Source organism: Williamsia sp. Y712 (genome assembly GCF_059445525.1).
On sequence record NZ_JCAIUN010000001.1, the window covers coordinates 1,379,849 to 1,399,842 of the forward strand.

18 protein-coding genes are annotated in these 19,994 nt (G+C 63.6%); 8 read left to right on the top strand and 10 right to left on the bottom strand.

Translation table 11 applies throughout. The annotated features are described in order from the left end of the window. Window positions 1–82 precede the first annotated feature (82 nt). Genes AC1D75_RS06480 through AC1D75_RS06490 form a run of 3 tightly spaced genes read left to right on the top strand, consistent with a single transcriptional unit; the run spans window position 83 to window position 2,225 of the window. Entirely contained in the window at window positions 83–1,006 is a 924-nt protein-coding gene (locus AC1D75_RS06480) for a TtfA family protein (protein WP_495514465.1), read from the top strand. After that, window positions 999–1,565, top strand: a complete 567-nt coding sequence (pyrE, locus tag AC1D75_RS06485) for an orotate phosphoribosyltransferase (protein WP_495514466.1) — start codon at window positions 999–1,001, stop codon at window positions 1,563–1,565. The genes AC1D75_RS06480 and pyrE overlap by 8 nt, the downstream gene beginning before the upstream one ends. After that, complete coding sequence (locus tag AC1D75_RS06490) at window positions 1,566–2,225, top strand: TrmH family RNA methyltransferase (RefSeq protein WP_495514467.1); 660 nt, start codon at window positions 1,566–1,568, stop codon at window positions 2,223–2,225. 88 nt (window positions 2,226–2,313) lie between these two features. On the opposite strand, the gene AC1D75_RS06495 is transcribed toward AC1D75_RS06490, so the two are convergent. From AC1D75_RS06495 to AC1D75_RS06530, 8 genes are all read right to left on the bottom strand, one after another. Further along, entirely contained in the window at window positions 2,314–3,129 is an 816-nt protein-coding gene (locus AC1D75_RS06495; protein ID WP_495514468.1) for a tyrosine-protein phosphatase, read from the bottom strand. A gap of 1 nt (window position 3,130) precedes the next feature. After that, window positions 3,131–4,150, bottom strand: a complete 1,020-nt coding sequence (locus tag AC1D75_RS06500) for an AraC family transcriptional regulator (RefSeq protein WP_495514469.1) — start codon at window positions 4,148–4,150, stop codon at window positions 3,131–3,133. After that, window positions 4,147–4,848, bottom strand: coding sequence for a hypothetical protein (locus AC1D75_RS06505; RefSeq protein WP_495514470.1), 702 nt, complete (start codon window positions 4,846–4,848; stop codon window positions 4,147–4,149). Before AC1D75_RS06505 ends, AC1D75_RS06500 begins: the two co-directional genes overlap by 4 nt. A gap of 106 nt (window positions 4,849–4,954) precedes the next feature. Further along, window positions 4,955–6,364, bottom strand: a complete 1,410-nt coding sequence (gene gad, locus AC1D75_RS06510; protein WP_495514471.1) for a glutamate decarboxylase — start codon at window positions 6,362–6,364, stop codon at window positions 4,955–4,957. 70 nt (window positions 6,365–6,434) lie between these two features. Continuing rightward, the gene (locus AC1D75_RS06515; protein ID WP_495514472.1) at window positions 6,435–8,396 is read right to left on the bottom strand and encodes a YhgE/Pip family protein; all 1,962 of its coding nucleotides are present in this window, start codon (window positions 8,394–8,396) and stop codon (window positions 6,435–6,437) included. Between the two features lies 1 nt (window position 8,397). Then, window positions 8,398–9,090, bottom strand: coding sequence for an ATP-binding cassette domain-containing protein (locus AC1D75_RS06520; RefSeq protein ID WP_495514473.1), 693 nt, complete (start codon window positions 9,088–9,090; stop codon window positions 8,398–8,400). 128 nt (window positions 9,091–9,218) lie between these two features. Next, window positions 9,219–10,502 (bottom strand): metal-dependent hydrolase family protein, encoded by a 1,284-nt coding sequence (locus AC1D75_RS06525; RefSeq protein WP_495514474.1) that lies wholly within the window; start codon window positions 10,500–10,502, stop codon window positions 9,219–9,221. 5 nt (window positions 10,503–10,507) lie between these two features. Next, complete coding sequence (locus AC1D75_RS06530) at window positions 10,508–10,915, bottom strand: hypothetical protein (RefSeq protein WP_495514475.1); 408 nt, start codon at window positions 10,913–10,915, stop codon at window positions 10,508–10,510. 254 nt (window positions 10,916–11,169) lie between these two features. On the opposite strand from AC1D75_RS06530, the gene AC1D75_RS06535 reads away from it, so the two are divergent. Continuing rightward, window positions 11,170–12,972 (top strand): alpha/beta hydrolase, encoded by a 1,803-nt coding sequence (locus tag AC1D75_RS06535; protein WP_495514476.1) that lies wholly within the window; start codon window positions 11,170–11,172, stop codon window positions 12,970–12,972. A gap of 159 nt (window positions 12,973–13,131) precedes the next feature. On the opposite strand, the gene AC1D75_RS06540 is transcribed toward AC1D75_RS06535, so the two are convergent. After that, entirely contained in the window at window positions 13,132–13,860 is a 729-nt protein-coding gene (locus AC1D75_RS06540) for a VTT domain-containing protein (protein ID WP_495514477.1), read from the bottom strand. A 123-nt stretch (window positions 13,861–13,983) separates the two neighbouring features. Here AC1D75_RS06540 and fbaA point away from each other — a divergent pair, with 123 nt between their 5' ends. Beyond that, window positions 13,984–15,021: a class II fructose-bisphosphate aldolase gene (gene fbaA / locus AC1D75_RS06545; RefSeq protein WP_495514478.1), complete on the top strand. Its 1,038-nt coding sequence runs from the start codon at window positions 13,984–13,986 to the stop codon at window positions 15,019–15,021. A 687-nt stretch (window positions 15,022–15,708) separates the two neighbouring features. Here fbaA and AC1D75_RS06550 read toward each other — a convergent pair. Continuing rightward, the gene (locus AC1D75_RS06550; RefSeq protein ID WP_495514479.1) at window positions 15,709–17,265 is read right to left on the bottom strand and encodes an Rv0361 family membrane protein; all 1,557 of its coding nucleotides are present in this window, start codon (window positions 17,263–17,265) and stop codon (window positions 15,709–15,711) included. Between the two features lie 164 nt (window positions 17,266–17,429). Here AC1D75_RS06550 and AC1D75_RS06555 point away from each other — a divergent pair, with 164 nt between their 5' ends. From AC1D75_RS06555 to AC1D75_RS06565, 3 genes are all read left to right on the top strand, one after another. Then, the gene (locus tag AC1D75_RS06555) at window positions 17,430–17,846 is read left to right on the top strand and encodes a DUF3151 domain-containing protein (protein ID WP_482135924.1); all 417 of its coding nucleotides are present in this window, start codon (window positions 17,430–17,432) and stop codon (window positions 17,844–17,846) included. A gap of 25 nt (window positions 17,847–17,871) precedes the next feature. Then, window positions 17,872–18,975, top strand: coding sequence for an FUSC family protein (locus AC1D75_RS06560; protein WP_495514480.1), 1,104 nt, complete (start codon window positions 17,872–17,874; stop codon window positions 18,973–18,975). Window positions 18,976–19,061: 86 nt separating this feature from the next. Beyond that, complete coding sequence (locus AC1D75_RS06565) at window positions 19,062–19,982, top strand: cation diffusion facilitator family transporter (protein WP_495514481.1); 921 nt, start codon at window positions 19,062–19,064, stop codon at window positions 19,980–19,982. Window positions 19,983–19,994 lie beyond the last annotated feature (12 nt).

Sequence of the window (19,994 nt, forward strand, 5' to 3'; positions counted from 1 at the left end):
GCACTGCCGACCGCTGGACGCCCACAACAATTGGTGATCCGTTCGCAGGTCAATCGCGGGTGCCACGGTAAGCTGAGCCGTGATGACTGTCGTCTACTTCCTGATCGCCGCAGTGGCGCTGGCCGGTGCCGTTGCACTGCTGTGGCTTGATCGTAAGCGCGTCACCGGCGTACGTCAGGAACGTGCGATCTGGGGCGACCAACACGGGTTCACATACCGCGCAACCGATCCCGACCTCAAACACGAGTTCGTCCGGGCCGGGATGAACGTCGCCGATCACCTCGAGGTCGAGGATGTCGCCGAGGGGACCTACTACGGCGAAAAGACTCTGGTCTTCGATCTCGCCGAGACGGCCACCATCGTTGCGATCCGGCGTACGACCGCCTCCAGCGTGATCATCGATCTGCGGCACGAGAAGACCCTGGCGCCGGGCGAACCAGACGTCGAACTGCTCGGTGCGATGGGCAAGCGGGTGATGTTCTCGAGCAATCTCGAGGTGGCTCGGCGGGTCTGCGACCGTCGCATGGTGACACTGGCAACCAACGCGCCCGACTACATCGAGATCCTGTGGAACGAAGGCGCCTGGTCGTTGGGTTCGATGCCGATCACCAACGATCCCGAGCGTCTCGACACCGCCCTGGAGACAGTGCGCCGGTTCACCGACCTGCTGCGGGTCCTGCCTCCGATCGTTGATCCGCAGGGTGCACCTGACCCGCGTGATCCGTCCAGTCCGACCGGGCGATCGCGCCGCGGTCTCGCAGAACCGCGCACCGAGAGCATTCGTCGCGAAGACCTCCCGCCGCGGGCATCGGGCCGTCCGTCCGGACCCGACGACCGATCCCCGGCCCGCGACGCCGAGCCGATCCGCCGACCGTCGGTGCCCCCGCGCAGCAGCGATCCCGCCGGTCGCAGTCCGCTCCCGCCGATCCGCCAATCGGGCCCGATCCCTCGCCAGCCGGGTTCGCCCGGTACCACCCCCCGCAGACCTGGAGGACCCGTTGACTGACCCTGTAGCCCCTGAGATCGTTCCCGCCGGTGGACTCCTCCGGTTGGCCGAACTGGTCAAAGAGTTGGCAGTGGTCCACGGCAAGGTGACGTTGTCGTCGGGTGCCGAAGCCGATTACTACGTCGATCTGCGTCGCGCAACGTTGCACCATGAGGCCTCCGCGCTCATCGGCGCGCTCCTGCGTGAGCTGACCTCCGACTGGGACTACGTTGCGGCCGGCGGTCTGACCCTGGGCGCGGATCCGGTGGCCACCGCGATCATGCATGCCCCCGGTCGTCCGATCAATTCATTTGTGGTCCGCAAGGCGGCCAAAGCCCATGGCATGCAACGGCAGATCGAAGGCCCCGACATCGTCGGGCAGCGGGTGCTGGTTGTCGAGGACACCACCACCACCGGTAACTCGCCGCTGGCCGCCGTGCGCGCGCTGCGTGATGCCGGAGCGATCGTGGTGGGTGTGGCCACCGTTGTCGACCGCAACACCGGCGCCGACGCGGTCATCGCGGCCGAAGGCGTCGAATACCGGTCGCTGCTCGGTCTGAGCGACATCGGCCTGGCCTGAGTGGAACAGGAAGCCGGCCCGACAGAGTGGGGTGAACCGGCCGTCGGCGTAGGTCCCTGGACCGACGAATACGGCACCGAGCCACCCACCGATCCGCGCTACGATCCGGAACTGCTCGCCGCCGGTGATCGCCGCAATGTGGTTGACGCGTACCGCTACTGGACGCGGGAAGCGATCGTCGCCGACCTCGACACGCGGCGCCATCCGTTTCACGTGGCCATCGAGAACTTCGGCCACGACGGCAACATCGGCACCGTGGTCCGCACCGCCAACGCCTTCATGGCGCAAGCCGTCCACATCGTCGGGCGCCGCCGGTGGAACCGGCGGGGCGCGATGGTGACCGACCGCTATCAGCATGTGTTTCACCATGAATCGGTCCACGACCTGATGGTCTGGGCTCGGGAGAACCAGCTCTCTGTGGTCGCGGTGGACAACACCCCGGGCTCGGTCCCGGTGGAGACCGCGGATCTTCCGCGCGAATGCGTGCTGCTGTTCGGCCAGGAAGGTCCCGGTGTGAGCCCCGACGCGCAGGAGCAGGCCGACCTGACCGTGTCGATTGCGCAGTTCGGATCGACCCGATCCATCAATGCCGGTGTCGCGGCCGGCATTGCCATGCATGCGTGGATCAGCAGGCACGCCGATCTGGATCAGGCCTGGTGAACCCGCCACCGGGAGCTGACCCTGAAAAATGGCGAATACCGTGGTGCCGAGGGTAAATAGCCCTCGGCGCCGTGTTATTTGACAGTTTTCAGGGTGATTCGATGAGGTTGGCCCGGAGTGAATTCAGGTTCGATCCGTCGAGACCCAACCCCTTTGTGAAGTAGCCCTCGATATCGCCGAACTCGCCGCGCATCTGCTCGAATGCGGTATCTAGATAGACCTTTTCGACTCCGAGGACCGGCTGCAGTACAGACGGGTCGCCGCCTGCGGCCTCGAACCCGGCAAATATCGGATGGAGCGCAGGCAGCAGCTGGTCATTGGTGAGCAGGTAGTCGCGGTAGACGTCGGCCTCATCGACGCCGAGTAGCGAGAGCAACGCCGCTGCAGCCCAACCGGTCCGGTCCTTGCCCGTCGTGCAATGGAACAGTGAAGGTCCTGGCTGCGCCCCCGCCAGGCCGGTGAAAAGGGTCTTATAGGCTGCCAAAGCACTTGGTAGCGTGATGATCTGACGATATGTCCCGGTCATCATGTCGGTCCCTCGACCACCGCCGAGCGCCGAGCTGAGCTGGGCGACAGAGTCGGGATCGGTAAAGACCTTGCCGAGGTTCGCGGGCAGGGCCGTCGCCGAATCGGCGAGGACGTCCAGTGGCAGGTCGTTGACGCCGTCCAGCCCGGGGTCGGGTGCGGCGCTTCGCTCTGCCGCGGTCCGCAGGTCGTAGACGGTCTTGATCCCGAGTCGATCGAAAGTTTCCCGGCCGCTCTCGCCGAGCCGGTACAACTCGGTGGAGCGGTAGACGGTTGAGCTGCGGACCCGGCCACCGTCACCGGTGACCCAGCCCCCGAGATCACGCAGATTGGGCACACCTGCCACGGCGTAGGGATGTCCTGCTGTCACATTGTCCATGTCACAACTCCTTCATGCGTAGCTCGTTCGGACTGAGACCGAAACGCGAGCGGAATTGGTTACGCATGGTTGCCACCGACGGGAATCCGGAGGCCGCCGCGACCTCGCCGATCGACAACAAACGGTTGCTCAACAGCATCTCTCGAGCGGTTTGAGCTCTGCGCTCGGCGATGATGGCGGCCAGCGAGTCGTCGGAGTCCTCGAAATGACGATAGAGCTGACGACGACTGATGTGCAATGCCCTGGCTATCGAGTCAGGCGTGAAATCGGCGTCACAGTGGTTGCGTTCAACCAGATCGATCGCGGCCTGGCGGACAAAGAGTGTGTTGTCGTTGAGCTGATAGCTGTCGTAATTGAGTTGTGCCAGTGCGGCACGGACCAGTTCGATCGCTGCGTGCTCGGTCTCGGCGTCGGGTTCGGTTGCCACACCGGCGGCGGTGTCGTAGGCGAACTGGCGGATGAAGGCTGCGGTCGCCCGGGAGAGCAACGTATGAGATGCGACCGGCCTGCGGGCGAACTCGGCGGTCTGGCGCTGCACTCCGAGCAGGTCGAGTGGTATCACCAGTCCTGCGGGGTCAGCGATGGAATCCGTGCGTTCGACGTACGGTGCGGCATTGCTGATGATCACCAATTGACCTGGCCGGTAAGCGTAATCGCGGGTGCCCTGCTTGACGGAAGCGTTGCCGCGCAGCGTGTGAACCCCGACGACAAGATCCTCCGACGGTTGCTCGCGGATGAGGGCTTCGGTGCGTTCGACCCGGAAAGGGGTGTGCAGCGAGCAGAAGGTACCCATCGTGGACAGTTGTCGGACATACATCACCGAATCGAAGTCGTCGGGGTCGTCGATGTTCAACCGAACGTGCTGTCCGTAGTACGGGATACCTTCGCGACCTTTGAGCCGGATCTCATTCGGTCTGGCCGCGACTCCGGGGTCGATTCCGATCCGTCGCTCCCAATCGGTGATCATCTGGGTCGGTAAGCCGCGGTGGACAACGGGTTCGCCCGCAGAGGTCTGCGTCATCGCATACTCCTGGATTGATCTGTCCCGAACGCAGTTGCCGGAAGTCGGGTCCGGCGCGGAAGCACCAGCGCCGACGCGATCAGGAAGCACAGCGCACCGATGAAGGTGCCCCAGTTCGCGATTGTGGTGTCCACGGTGACCCCGGACGTGGTGATGTATGCGCCGACCGCGGAGACCCCGAAGGCGATGCATCCCAGCAGGTTCACCTGTGTGGACCACCAGTCGCTGCTGCTCGGCTTCCAGAACGTGTCGGTGTGGGTGAAGGCCACGACGAGCAGAAAGCCACTGACGAGGAAGAAGACGGAACCGCCGGCGTCGGGACTCCAGACCAGATCCCGCTGGGACGGTATCGAGTGCGCGTCCAGTGCGGCGGTGGTGCTCACGTTGAACATCAGGGTGCCGACGAATTGGGTGGAGGCGGCGAGCCATTCGGCCCGGACCATTGTTCCCGAACCATAGGAGACCGGCGTGGTGACTGCACCACTGCGCAGCAACTGCACCAGTGCGGCGGCGGTGAAGAACCAGGCGCCAACGAAGTAGCAGATGTTGGATGCAGATGCCCCGGCCCAGGAACCGAAACCGGGGGCAGACCCCAACGCGAACAGGAACGAGCCGATCATGAAGCCCCAGCACTGCTTTTGCAGTGTCGGGGTGAACACGACCCGATGCCAGGTGGGTGTCACAACACCAGTACTCATGACGCCAGGGCGTCCTTTCCGCGTGGGGGTTCCGGGTAATTCGGTGGTCAGCGAAGTCGGCCGGGAACCGTTGTCATCCAACAATTCCCGGCCGACATGCGGTAAATCAGTGACTGAAGTGTGAGCCTTCGCCCACTCGCGGCATCGGTGCGGTGAGGCTGTCGAGGAAGGCCACCTCACCCTCGAGGTCACGGAGGAGGGCGTTGGCCAGGTCGTAGCTCAGTCCGGCACGGACAACAATGCGTTGCACGGTCATGTCCGCCATGTCGTCGGCCATCGGATATGCCGGAACCAGCCACCCCTTCATGCGGAGTCGGTCCGAGAGATCGTAGAGATTCCAGTTCTTGGAGTGACCGTCCTTCAGGCGCCAGGCGAAGACCGGGATCGTGTCACCCTTGCTGACGAGTTCGAACGGACCGATCTTTTCGATCATCGCGGAAAGATGTTGTGCCACATCGAGGGATCCCTGCTGCACCTGGCGGAAGCCTTCGCGGCCCAAACGCAGGAACATGTAGTACTGGAGCAGGACCTGAGCGCCGGGGCGCGAAAAGTTCAGCGCCAGCGTCGGCATGTTGCCGCCGAGGTAGGAGCAGTGGAAGATCATGCTCTCCGGCAGCGCCGCGGCGTCCCGCCACACGATCCAGCCCACACCCGGGTACACCAGGCCGAACTTGTGGCCGGAGGTGTTGATCGAGACAACGCGGTCGACACGGAAATCCCACTCCAGGTCAGGCTGGCAGAACGGGGCGATCATCGCACCTGATGCGCCGTCGACGTGGATCTTCACATCCAGGCCGGTATCGGCCTGGATCGCGTCGAGCGCCTTGGCGATCTGAGCCACCGGCTCGTACAAGCCGGTGTAGGTCTGGCCCATGATCGCGACCACGCCGATGGTGTTCTCGTCGACGTACTTGTCCAGTTCGTAACCGTCGAGCACCATGTGGTCGGGGCTCACGGGAACCCAGCGGGGCTCGACCTCGAAGTAGTTACAGAACTTCTCCCAACAGACCTGAACAGCGGTCGACAGAACGATGTTCGGGGATTCGGTGGACTCACCCGCGGCCTTGCGGCGGTGCTGCCAGTGCCGCTTGAGTGCGAGACCGCCGAGCATGCAGGCCTCGGAGGAACCGATGGTGGACGTGCCGATGGAGCTGTCGACGTCGGGCGCATGCCAGAGATCGCCCAGAATCTTCCAGCAGCGTTCTTCGATGGCCGCCGTCTGCGGGTACTCGTCTTTGTCGATCATGTTCTTGTCGACAGTTTCTGCGTACAGCTTCTTGGCCTCGTCGTCCATCCACGTACTGACGAACGTGGCCAGATTCAGCCTGGCGTTACCGTCGAGCATGGCCTCGTCATGCACGATCTGGTACGCGGTCTCCGGAAGGCTTTGCCCCTCGGGGATTTTGAACTTCGGAAGCTCTGTGGCCTCACCGGGTCGCACGAAAACCGTGTTGAGTGTCAACGAGTCACCGATATTGGTGGTTTGGCGTGCATTGGTGTGCTGTTGGGGTGCCATTGATTCTCCTGATCTGATCCGGGCTCGGGCTCGCAATGTGTTTCGTGAGTTGTTCAGCGCTGACCGCGCTCTAGACCTCGACCGGTGGGTAGAGGCGATCCATGGTGTATTGCCGGTTCCGTCTTGCAGCCAGCGACGACAGGGCCAGGCAGGTCACGGTGATACCCGCGAGTACGGCTATGGCCACCCACAAGCGGTAGTCGACGCCGCCGACCGTCAGCTGTCGCAATCCGTTGACGGTGTAGGTCATCGGGTCGAAATGGTGGATGTACTGGAAGGGTTTGGCGGTGGTGGGTACCGGATAGATGCCGCCGGCCGAGACCAGCTGCAGCATCAGGAAGGCCAGGGTGGCAACACGTCCCACCGCGGTTCCCAATACGGCGTTGAACATCTGGATGATCGCCAGGAATGTCGCGACGACCAGCAAGAGGAACCCGAAGGTGGCGACCGGGTACTTGGCGTCGAGTCCGACACCAAAGGTGACCACCGTGTACAGCACGGCAGCCTGGGCGAAGCCGACGGCGAACGCGGGGGCGTACGAGGCCAGGACGACGCGGAGTGACGACAAGCCCTGGGCGATCGGACGGGACTGCAACGGTGTCAGCAGCATCCAGGTGATGATGCCGCCGACGAACAGGGCCAGCGACATGAAAAACGGTGAGAAGCCGGTTCCGAAGGTGGGCGCCTCGTTGGTGTACTGCTCTCTGAGCGCCACCGGGTTCGACAGCGTTGCGGCGATGTCCTTCTTCTGCTGATCGGTCCACGACGGCAGTGCCTTCACGCCTTCATCGAGACCCGACGCCAGCTCCGCTGCACCCGCCGACAACGCGGCGGTGCCCGCTGCGAGTTGATTGGCGCCATCGCTGAGTTGGACCAGACCGCTACTCAATTGATTTGCACCGGAACTGAGTTCGCCCGCGGCAGCACGAACGGCGAGGAGGTCACTCTGGGCGCCGCCGTTCTCGATGAGCGTCATCCCGAGCCGGACCGGGCTCGACGGGTTGCCGAGTTCGGCCGACAGGATCTGCGCGTCGTTGCGGACCTGCGTCAATGTGCTGTCAGTCCCTGTCCCTGCACCTTCGGCGACCAGGAGTCCCTGTGCCTGGACCAGCGTCGCGGCCAGACGCTGCATCACCGGATCTGGGCTCGACTGCATCTGCGACACAACGGAGTCCAGCACCCGGCCGGCCTGCGACTGGTTGTTCGTCGTGCCTGCCAGCTGGTCGGCGATCGCCGCCGAATTGGTGCTCAGGCGATCGGCGGTGGCGCTGACCTCGCCGGCACTGAGGCCGGTACCGGTGTTTGCCAGTGCTGCGATCAGCGGGTCCGTCGCGCTGGTCAGCGCACCGGTCACTTCGTCGATCGCCGTGGCCAGCTGCGCGCCACCGTCTTTGGCGGTCACCAGGTTCGTGGCCAGTTCCTGGGCCCCGGTGTTGGCGGTGACCAATCCGGAACTGAGTTCGTCCGCGCCGTCGGCGGCCTGCCTGACCTTGTCCTCGAGCGGACCGGCCTCGTTGAGGACGATGCTGAACGTCTGTGCGCCCACTTGTGCGCTGACCTGGTTGACCACCTGCTGTGCGGCGTCCTGGCCGATGACCGTGGCCAGGTAGTTGTTGGCATCGTTGTAGGTGAAGATCAGTTCGGCCGACGTGGGATCGGCGCCGGTCGGTGAGGCGATAGATTCGCTGAAGTCCTCGGGCAGCGTGATCGAGAAATAGTACTTTCCGTGCGCGACGCCGTCCGCGGCCTCTTCTGCCGAGACCTCGTGCAGATCCAGCTGTTTGGAGTCGATCAGACCTTGGACCACCTGATCGCCTGCCTTGAGGGGCTCGCCCTGCACGGTTGCGCCCCGGTCGGCGTTGACCAGTGCGACCGGGATCTTGTCCGCTGCGGCAAAGGGATTCCAGAACGCCCACAGATACATGGCGCCATAGAGCAGGGGCATCAGGACGATGACTGCCAGCGCGAGCCGCGGCATCCGGCCGCGGTAATAGCGTTTGAAATCGCTTCCCGGTGAGAAGGCGGCAAACATGTCAGGTCCGATCTGCGGTGTCGAGGCCTACGAACTCGTCGTCGGTGAGGTTGTGGACCGCAATCACTTCGCGGACACCGCGTTCGGGCGTCACGGCGTTGATGTCGGCGGTGATGATGGTCTGGCCGGTGCCCAGAACGATCAGACGGTCGAGGAGCTTGTCGGTGTTCTCGACCCGGGCGAGCTTGTCGACTCCGCCGACCACCAGCAACGGAGGCCTGCCGATGTTCGCAACGGCAATCCTGAACAGTGCAGCGGTCAGTTCGGGAAGCTCTTCGACATAGGCTTCCATCGGGGGGAGTGGGTACGGGCCGAACACCGGGGCGCAGATCCGCTCGAGGTCCTCGGTTCGTGATTGCCGGACCCACCGATACCACGGCGCGGTCCACCGGATCTGCTCTGTCACAACGTCACTGACCCGAATGGTCTGTTCGATACCATCGACCTCGTCGATGTTGGCGATCGCGGCCTGATCGAACAGGTGGCCGGCGGCGTCGGTGAGACCAAAGGCGGTCAGGTGTCCGGAGGTGGGCTTCATCCGCCCGGCGAGGGTGAGCAACAGGGCAGTCCGTCCCCGCCCGCCCGGCCCGGACAGGATCGTGACACCGCCTTCGGCGACACAAAAGCTGACGGGACCGTAGATGTGGCCCCACGAAGCGCGTACGCCGATGCTCTCGGCCACGATCAGTGTCACCAGGAACCGCCCTCTGGATAGAGCTGTGCCATCGCAATGCCTTTCATGGGAACCGGCGACTCCGCACCGGCGAATTCGCAGGCGCGGAGTCCATCGTCAATGCAGTTGTGTTGCCAGGGCCGTGATGTTCAGAGCGTGTTCTTGAAGATTTCGCCGCTCTTGATGATGAGGCTGAAGTTCTTCTCCGGATCGGACAGAACCGAGAGGTCTTCGAGCGGGTTGCCCTCGACCAGCAGGAGGTCGGCCCACGAACCCTTTTCGATGACCCCGAGCTTCGCGGATCCGTAAGGGTTGCGCTCGCCGGACATCTCGAACAGATCGGCGTTGCCGGAGGTGAGCATCCGCAGTGATTCGAGATTCGAGTAGTGGTCGCCGAGACGGGTGGCCATCACGCTCTGCAGAGGTGCTGACTGCGGCTCGAGAAGCAGATCGGTGCCAAATGCCACCTTGACGCCGTACTTCTTGGCCCAGGCGTACACGTCGTCAGTACCGTGACAGATCTGCCGATTCTTCTCGGCGCGGTCGGGATCGGGATAGTGATGGTCGGCCTCGGCGAACGGCTGCATCGAGAGCCACAAGCCCTTCTCGCCGATGAGAGCCACGGTGGCCTCGTCGGCAAGATGTCCGTGTTCGATGGAGCGGACACCGGCGTCGATGGCCCGCTTGATCCCGGGCACGGTGTAGACGTGGGTTGCGACGTACGTGCCGTAGTCTTCGGCTGCCCTGACGGCAGCGCGGATCTCTTCCGGTGTGAACTGCAGGGTGTAGAGGGGGTCGTACATCGATGCGGCGCCGCCACCGATGGTCAATTTGATCTGCGAGGCACCCTTGCGAAGCTGCTCGCGAACAGCGGCGAGCACGCGGTCGACACCGTCTGCGGTGCGGGTGAATCCAATTGAATCCGTGCGACTTTCGGTACCGCCGAAGACCGGCGGTGTCTCGTAGACAAAGGCGAAGTCGGCATGACCGGAGGTCTGCGAGATCATCGCCTGGCTCGGGTAGATGCGGGGGCCTGCGAAGTCTCCGCGATCGATGACGGTCTTGACCGGTGCCAGATCGCCGCCCATGTCGCGGACTGTCGTGAAGCCGCGCAGCAACATTCGTTTGGCTTCGGAAAGAGTGTTGGCGAACAGTAGACCGGTCGGGCCGGTCACAAAGTCGAGGTAGCCGTTCGCATTGCCCATCAAGTGGACGTGAGCGTCAGTCAAGCCGGGCATGAGGAACCGTCCGCCACCGTCGATGACCTTGGTGGGCCTGCTCGGGTCATCTGCAATGGGAGACGTCGATACCGCGGAAATATGCGGCCCGTCTATTAATACATCGGCATTTTCTACGAGACGGTCCGAGTGACCGTCGAAGGCCCGTACATTTCTTATGATAAGCCGCTCGCTGGCAGGCCCTTGGCTGGACATGGATGTCAATCTAGCTCAGCTTTGTCCGAAATGTCCAAGAGCTGAGTTTGTTTCGAATTGATTGAACTTGGCACGAAATCATCCCTTCGGATCCAGGTGTCAGTCGTTGGCCCAGCCTTGCGAATCGCGTGGTCGAAGGCCGTTTCTTGACGGATCTCGATCGGAGGTGATTGCTGGGACAACGTCTGTAGAAAAAGGTAAAGCAGCCCGCCTGCGGCGGCACGATATCGCCCGATCTGGCACGTTTTTGCTTTATCGAGATTTGGTTTCGTTTCTGTGGTATCCGGATCGCTGGACGGCGTGAATTGCAATATAGATACGCATTCGGGCCGGCAAGTGAACATTCTTTTTGGTGCGATCACGCTCTCGGCGACGACGGTCGGGTCTGTGCCGAGAGAACGTGTTGTTGGCACAGAATCAACGTGGCGATGCCGCCGTCCGCTTGCGCCCATTGCGTCTTCGGCCCGTCATCTGGGAGTGTTGGGACACATTGATTGGCTCGCACGCACCTGATCCCCACTGATCCTTTGAGTCTGGTTTGAAATACTTCGAATCGTCGCCGCCCTGATGGTCGGTCCCACGTCGATCCGGGTTGTGTTCGTTTGGCACAACCGCGGTTCGGCAAGGGAGTTCATCCAAACAGGGGTGTCTCTTGAGAAGGGCCGAGATGAGCCAGATCCCCGACCAGTTGTCCACCGAGCAGTCGCCCGACGATCAGAGCCCCGACAACGAACTGCCAGGCGATGGTCCGGTCGGTACAGAACCGGCCGACATACCGGCCGCCGATGAACCGCAGAAGCCCAGGTTCCACCGAATCCGTCAGTGGCTCAGCAAGTTCGAGCCGGTCGGATTGGTGTTCGGCCTCTTCTTCTACGCCTGGTCGATGTCGCCCTCGCTGCTACCCCGTACGTGGGTTCTGCAGGCGGTCGCGACCGGCATCAGCACCGCGATCGGTTACGGCATCGGTGTTCTGTTTGTTTGGGTATGCCGTAAATGCGGGTTGACCCGTGAGTGGCCGAGGACATGGCGGCGGTTCGGCTGGTATGCGATCGCGCTCGCGGCAGTGATCGTGTTGCCGCTCTTTCTTGTCCTTGGCTCGTGGTGGCAGGACATCACACGTGAACTGGTCGGGATCGAACCCGGGAGTAGCTGGGACTACCTCGGGGTGTTCGCCGTAGGTGTTGTGGTGTTTTTCGTCTGCCTGTACCTGGGACGTGGGCTTCGAGCACTGTCGAGGCTCTTCTATCGATTGATCGACCGATTCCTCCCGACCCCGGTTGCGATCGGCGCCAGCGTCCTGGTGGTCGCGGTGGTGTTCTTGCTTGCAGTGGACGGCTTGGTGACGACCGGGGTGGCCCGGGTCGCCAACGGATCTGCCATGGTCGCCGATGAAGGAACTGCCGAGGGCGTGGTCCAACCGACGGAGCCGGAGCGTTCGGGGTCCCCGGGATCGGTGGAGAATTGGGACTCACTGGGCCGCGAGGGCCGCACATTTGTGGCGGGCGGCCCGCGTCAGCAACAGATCGCAGAGTTGACCGGGCAACCGGCGCAGGAGCCGATCCGGGTGTACGCCGGTCGGGCGTCGGTGGACGACGACGGATTCGAAGAGGGTGAGGCGACGGTGAACGCGCTGGCCGACAGCGTCGTTGCCGAACTCGACCGCACCGACGCCTTCAGTCGTCAGTATCTCGCCGTGGTCACCACCACCGGCCGAGGCTGGGTCAACCAGAATGTCGCGGCATCTCTGGAATACCTCGCCGGTGGAGACTCTGCGATTGCGGCCATGCAGTATTCGTTCCTCCCGAGTCCGCTGGCATTTCTCGCGGACAGGGAAACGCCTCGTTTGGCCGGACGGGCGTTGTTCGAAGCGGTCTACGAGCGGTGGAGTTCTTTTCCGGAAGACGATCGTCCCAAGCTCCTGGTATTCGGAGAATCGTTGGGTTCCTACGGTTCGCAGGATGCCTTCTCCGGCGCACAGGACATGATCTCCAGGACCGATGGTGCATTGTTCGTTGGAACCCCCAACTTCACCGAGCAATGGCGACGGATCACCGATTCGCGTGATCCCGGCAGCCGGGAGATCCTGCCGGTGATCTACGGGGGCGAGAACGTCCGGTTTGCGTCCTCGCCTGAGGATCTCTACGAGCCGGGGATGGGCGAGTGGGAGAGCCCGCGGGTCGTCTACTGGCAGCATGCGAGCGACCCGATCGTCTGGTGGTCATCGAAACTTCTTCGTAGCAAACCGGACTGGCTCGATGAACCACGCGGCGACGACATCGACAAGGGTATGACGTGGATCCCGTTCGTCTCGTTCTGGCAGGTCACCCTCGACATGGTGTTCGCCGCCGAGGTGCCCTACGGTCACGGGCATTCGTATGGGCCGGAGGCGGTGTTCTTCTGGAATCAGATACTCGACCTGAACAATCAGGAACTCTCTGATCGTGTCTATGCGGCCCTGGATGAAAACTGATTCCCACAGTCGTCGAAGGCCAACACGTTTGCAGGCGTTTGACACCACCGGGTTCAAACGGACACCGCCCATGCTCGTCCACCTCGGGAAGGGGACGAACATGGGCGGTATCGGGCTGAAAGCCGGTAAGGGTCGGGGCCTGGCCGGCCGGTGTCGGAGCTAGCCGGCCGTATCTGAGGCCTCGGTGGGTGCCTTTTGAACCGGGTCGACCATCGCTTCGTCGGAGTCGCGCCTGCGCCAGCGCTTGTACAGCTCGCTGAGGATCGGCAGCACCGAGACGAACACGATGATCAGGAAGATGTAGTCGATGTTGTCCTGGATGAAACCGATCTGCCCGAGCCAGAAGCCGAGCAGGGTCACACCCGCACCCCAGACGATCGCGCCGATGACGTTGTAGACGAGGAACGTCCGGTAGCGCATCTTCGCGGCACCGGCGACCAGTGGTGCGAAGGTGCGCACGATGGGGACGAAGCGGGCCAGGAAGATCGTGATGGGGCCATGCTTCTCGAAGAACTCGTGGGCCTCGTCGATGTACTTCTTCTTCAGGATCCGGGCATCGGGCTTGAAGAGCGAATAGCCGAAGCGGTTGCCGAGGAAGTATCCGACCTGGTCGCCGAGGAACGCCGCGATCGGGATGGTCACCAACAGGACCCAGAGCGGGGCGAACGGCTCGATCTCATCGGATTTCGCGGCCACGATCAGGCCGGCGGTGAAGAGTAGGGAGTCACCGGGCAGCAGCGGGAACAGCAGCCCCGACTCGATGAACACGACGAGCAGCAGGCCGCCCAACATCCATGTTCCGAACGAGTTGAGGAGGTTGATCGGGTCCAGGAACCCAGGCAACAAGGCCACTTCAGTGGTGGTCTGGGCAAGAAGAGTCTCGATCACAGAAGCCAAGGGTACCGGGTGATGACCATTGCGCCTCAATCTGGCGGTCCGGGAGGCGCGCCGCAGATGTGGACTTGCCATACTTGTTCAGAGACAACCACGAAACCTGCTGCTGGAGGACATATGCCCATTGCAACCCCCGAACAATATGCACAGATGCTCGATGCGGCCAAAGAAGGTGGGTTTGCATTCCCGGCCATCAACTGCACCTCGTCGAACAGCATCAACGCCGCGATCAAGGGATTCGCCGACGCCGGTAGCGACGGAATCATCCAGTTCTCGACCGGTGGTGCCGAGTTCGGGTCGGGCCTGGGCATCAAGGACATGGTCACCGGTGCGGTGGCGCTGGCCGAGTTCGCCCACGTTGTTGCCGAGAAGTACAACGTGCTGGTCGCACTGCACACCGACCACTGCCCCAAGGACAAGCTCGACACCTACGTCCGCCCGCTGATCGAGATCTCGCAGGCCCGCGTCGACGCCGGCAAGAACCCGCTGTTCCAGTCGCACATGTGGGACGGCAGTGCGGTGCCGCTCGACGAGAACCTCGAGATCGCCAAGGAGTTGCTGGCCAAGGCCGCAGCCGCGAAGATCGTGCTCGAGATCGAGATCGGCGTCGTCGGTGGCGAAGAAGACGGTGTCGAGAACGAGATCAACGACAAACTGTTCACCACCGCCGAAGACTTCGAGGCCACCATCGAGGCACTCGGTGCCGGCGACACGGGTAGCCGTTACCTGCTGGCCGCAACGTTCGGCAACGTGCACGGCGTCTACAAGCCGGGCAACGTCAAGCTGCGTCCCGAGGTCCTCAAGACCGGCCAGGAAGTGGCCGTCAAGAAGCTGGGTCTGCCCGAGGGCTCCAAGCCCTTCGACTTCGTCTTCCACGGCGGATCGGGCTCGCTCAAGAGCGAGATCGAAGAGTCACTGAGCTACGGCGTCATCAAGATGAACGTCGACACCGACACCCAGTACGCGTTCACCCGGCCGATCGCCGGCCACATGTTCGAGAACTACGCCGGCGTACTGAAGGTCGATGGCGAGGTCGGCAACAAGAAGTTCTACGACCCGCGCAACTACCTGAAGAAGGCAGAAGCGTCGATGAGCGAGCGCGTCGTCGAGGCCTGCAACGACCTCAAGTCGACGGGCAAGTCGATCCTGGGCTGATAGCAGCTGTAGAGCATCAGTCCGACGCTCAGAGCATCAGTCCGACGAGGACTGCCAGCGCCAGCAAGATCAACGCAGCGGCCGCACACAAGACCGAGGTATCAACCCGGCGGTGCGGCCGTTGCGTCGTTGTCATGCGAATCCCGCTGGAATCGACCTCTGTCTGCCGATAGGCCGATTGCGGGCCCTGCTGCACCGGACCCCGTTGACCTGCCGGATACGGCTGGGGCGGACGGTGACCGCGATAGGACTCGGGCGAATATGGCCGACCCGGGTGAGCCTGCGAATAGACAGGCGGGGGACTGGTCCGGGTGTGACCGGGTTGGGTATGACCGGGCTGGGCGGGATAAGGCGTCGCCGAGTAGGCGGCAGGTGGCGTATAGGTGCCTGGGCGAGATGACGCAGCCGATGCCTGGTTGAACTGGGCAGTCGGCGCCGGCGCCCAACGCGGCGTGTGTGGCGGCGCGTGATGTCGCGCAGTGGGCACCGGGGCGGTGGTGGCGCGAGAATTATCCACTGCGGACCAGTCCGACAGGCCTGACTGCGGGACCGATCCGACGTCAGTGGCTGGTGCGTTCACCACACGGTCTTCGGCGGGCGTATTCAGGGATGACCGATCTTGCGATGAGGGCACCTGACGAAGCCTAGCGGCATGGAACGGAAGAAATGCAGGCGTTCATCGAGCGATCAGTCCTTGCAGACCTTCCATTCACCGTCGATCTTGCTCAGCGTCAATGCCACATCCAACTTTTCGTTGGGCGTTGCGGTCTTGTAGGCGATCACTTCGACCACCGCAGCGTTGCCGTCGTCGATGATCTTCGAGGCCTTGACCCCGTCGACACCGACGAGCTCGTTGTCGGCCTGCTGGAGCCGATGATCTTCCGCGAACTCCTGATCGGACATCGCGGTGAAGCGTTCCTGGGCCTCACCACAGGTGATGGAACGAAGTACAACGATGTTGCCGTCGCGCAACGCGGTCACGTATTCGAGCGCGCGGTCGGCCGCGACATCGGCGGGGGCCACCGAGTCTTCACTGTTGCCTGCCACCAGGGCGATCACCACGACAACGGCTGCGACGATCGCGACCAGTGCAACGAGTGATGCCCACAGACCCTTGCGGGACTTCTTGGGGTTTTTGTTCTCGGGCGGTCGCTTCTGTGGGTTGCCGCCCCCGGCTGGAATATATTGCGGCGCAGCAGGTTCGGCTTTCCAGTTTCCGGCGGGTGATGACGGGGTGGCCGGACGTGTGGCCGCAGGTGGCGGCGCGACCTTTCCGATGTTGATCCGTTCGGTTGCTGCTTCCGAGCCGGTGTTGATCCGCTCGGTTTCGTTGTCGTCGGCAGGGGATCCGGCCGGTGCGACCGCGGAGGCCGGAGTCGGGGGCACCGCAGCGAAACGGGTGGTCTCCGCGTTGCTGAAGTCGACGGGCGGGGTCGATTCGCGCACCTCGGTGGCCGGTTCGGCAACAAAGGTGTTGTCCGGCGTCTCGACCACCGGCTCCGCACTCTCGGGCTCGAATGCCTCGACTTCGGATGCTGCGGGCTCGAATGCCTCGACTTCGGATGCTGCGGGCTCGGATGCCTCGACCTCAGTTGCCTCGACCTCAGTTGTCGCCGCCTGGGGTGCATCGACCTCGGGTGCCTCAACTCCGGCTGCCTCGGCTTCGGGTGCCTCGACCTCGGGTGCTTCGGTCTCAGGTTCGGGCACCTCGGCCCCGGATGCACCGGCCACGGACGCAGTGGCCTCATCGTGCGGTTCGCCGTCGTCTGCCGCTTCTGCGTCTTCGGGTGCCTCGACCTCGGATATCTCGGTCTCGGATACGTCGACCTCGGTTATCGCCTCGGGTGCTTCCGGCTCGGCGTCGGTCGTTTCGGGGGCCACGGCTTCGGGGGCCTCAGTCTGGGACGCCTCAGTCTGGGGTGCCTCGGTCTGCGTTGCGGCGGGTGTGGCGATCGGCCGTGTCATCCCGGCGGCGTCGGCCGCGATGTGGCCGGTGCCGGTGTTGTCGGCCGCTGTGTCGTTCGAAGGACCGTCGGTCGACCCGGTGGCCCGCGCAACGGGGGTCTGATCTGATGCAGTCTGGTCAGGTGTCGCCTGGTCGGCGCGCTCCGGTCTGCGGTCGAGACGGTTCTGCGGCGCGGCAGGCGTCTGAGCTGCCTGCCCGTACTTCTCCTCGCGACGCTTACGGAACGTCGAAAACGTCCGGTTCACAAACGAATTACCCTCATCGTCAGGATGTGACATCCACCCAGCCCTGTCCCTAGACCGACAACTGATTTCAGCGCGCAGAAGCGGGTGGACAACTCGATATCGAGATACCCCCCGCGCGGCGTTCGGCTCACCCTATCGAACCGACGGGCAGGTGGACGGGTCGACCGGTTGTCGGGCAGAGCTGCGACAATGTAGCGATGACGTCGTTCGGAGATCTTCTCGGCCCCCAGCCCACCCTGTTGACCGGTGATGACGAGGCAGAATCGGACCTGTTGAACGGTGCCGATCCAGCCGCCGTCGCAGCAGCCCATCCCACCGCTTCGATCGCCTGGGCCTACCTGGCGGAAGCGGCCATGAACGAGGGCGCGACCATCACCGCGTACGCCTACGCGCGGACTGGCTACCACCGCGGACTCGATCAACTCCGCCGCCATGGCTGGAAGGGTTTCGGTCCGGTGCCGTGGCGCCACGAGCCCAACCAGGGATTCCTGCGTTGTGTCGGGGTTCTGGCCCGGGCCGCGCAGACGATCGGTGAGGAAGACGAATACCTCCGTTGCCTCGACCTGCTCAACGAAAGTGACCCCGCTGCCGCCGGCGAGCTCGGGCTCGCCTGACTCTGCCGGTCGGCGGGGTCGCCGCTTGATCGACCGCATCCCGATCGATCGTGAGCGGATCCCCGCCCGCCTTCGTGAGCCGCTACATCGCCTGCAGGTGGCCATCGTGCCGGTCCTGCAATGTGCGGTGGGCGCGGGCCTGGCGTGGTTGATCGCAACCGAGGTCTTCGGGCACAAGCAACCCTTTTTCGCGCCGATTGCCGCGGTGATATCCCTCGGTCTCTCGGTGGGCAGGCGATGGCGCCGTGCGCTCGAGGTGACATTCGGCGTCACCGTGGGCGTGGCCGTCGGTGACCTCATCATCGCGGTGATCGGATCCGGCACCTGGCAGATCATGGTGGTGGTGGTGATCGCGATGACGTCGGCGATCCTTCTCGACAAGGGGCCGCTGGTTCCCATGCAGGCGGCCAGCTCGGCGGTGCTCGTCGCGACGCTGCTGCCGCCCGGCGGGATCGAAGGCTTCAACCGCATGATCGATGCGTTCACCGGGGGTGTCGTCGCGCTCGTGGTCATCGCGCTCATACCGACGCATCCGGTGCTGCGCGCCCGGCGTGATGCCGCCGATGTCCTGTCCACGATGGCCGATGTCCTGCTCGACGTTGCGGGAAGTCTGCGCCGGATGGATCAGGATCGGGCCCGGGCGGCGCTTCATCTTGCTCGCAGCACACAGTCGGGTATCGATGCGATGCGGTCAGACCTTTCCGGCGGCAAGGAGATCAGCCGGATCTCGCCGCTGCACTGGGCAAATCATTCACGGTTCGAGCGGGTGGCCGCGGTGGCCGATCCGCTCGACAACGCGGTCCGCAATGTCCGGGTGTTGGCGCGCCGTGCTGCTGCGGCCGTCGAGAACTCCGAACGCATCCAGCCCGAGGTCATCGAATTGGTTTCGCAACTCGGGCACGCTTTTTACGTCATCAACGACGTGATGCTGGCCGATCCGGGTCACCAGCCCGACGAAGCGGAGGGCGCACGGGTGCTGCGTAGTATCGCGCGGCGGGCGGGCAAGAGCCTGGTTGCCGACAGCGGTCTCACGGAGACCGTGATCCTGGCGCAGGTCAGGTCGACAGTGGTCGACCTGTTGATGGTTTGCGGGCTCTCGCGGGTTTCGGCGATTGCGACGTTGCGGTGAGCCGCACCCTTGCAACACATGCATAAACGTGCATATATTGGGATCCGGCTGAATCAGGCCGTATCTGTCTAACCGAGAGGGCGCTGGTGGGTCACTCGCACAGCCATGCCGGACACAGTCATTCACCCGCCGCGACGGGGGAGCACCGCAGACTGTGGCCCATGATGGTCGGCGCCATCATCATCTCGGTCTTCTTCGTCCTGGAGATCACCGTCGGCGTCATGGTGAACTCGCTGGCGCTGATCGCAGACGCGGGCCACATGCTGACCGACGTGGTGGCGATGTTGATGGGGCTCGGCGCGTTGCTGCTCGCCCGGCACGGCGCGACCGACGATGTGAAGACGTTCGGCTGGCATCGCGCCGAGGTGTTCACCGCCATCGCCAACGCGATCCTGTTGATGGGTGTCGCGGTCTACGTCCTGTACGAGGCCATCGAGCGCATTGGCACCGACCCCGACGTCCCGGGGCTCACGCTGGTGATCGTCGCCCTGATCGGTTTGGCCGCCAACATCGTTGTGATGCTGCTGCTGCGCACCGACTCCAAGGGGAGCATCGCGGTGCGCGGGGCGTACATGGAGGTACTCGCAGACGCCGTCGGATCGGTGGGTGTCCTGATCGCCGGCGTCGTCACCATGACCACGAATTGGCCTTATGCCGACCTCGTCGTCGCCGTATTGATCGCCTTGTGGGTGGCGCCGCGTGCCATCCGGCTGGCCCTCGACGCCCTGAGGATCTTGGCGCAGCAGGCCCCGCAACACGTGGACGTGGACAAGATCCGGTGCGAACTCGTCGGCATCGACGGGGTCACCGACGTTCACGACCTGCATGTGTGGACCCTGACCACCGGCATGGATGTGGCGACGGTGCACCTGACCGCCACGTCCGACAATGCGGCGGTGCTGCTCGCGGCCCGTGAGGTGCTCGAAGCCCACGGACTCGATCACGCCACCATCCAGGTCGACCCGGCCGGCATGCAGGAGAACTGCCACAAGAAGATCACCTGGTAAGCCCGCCGCCAA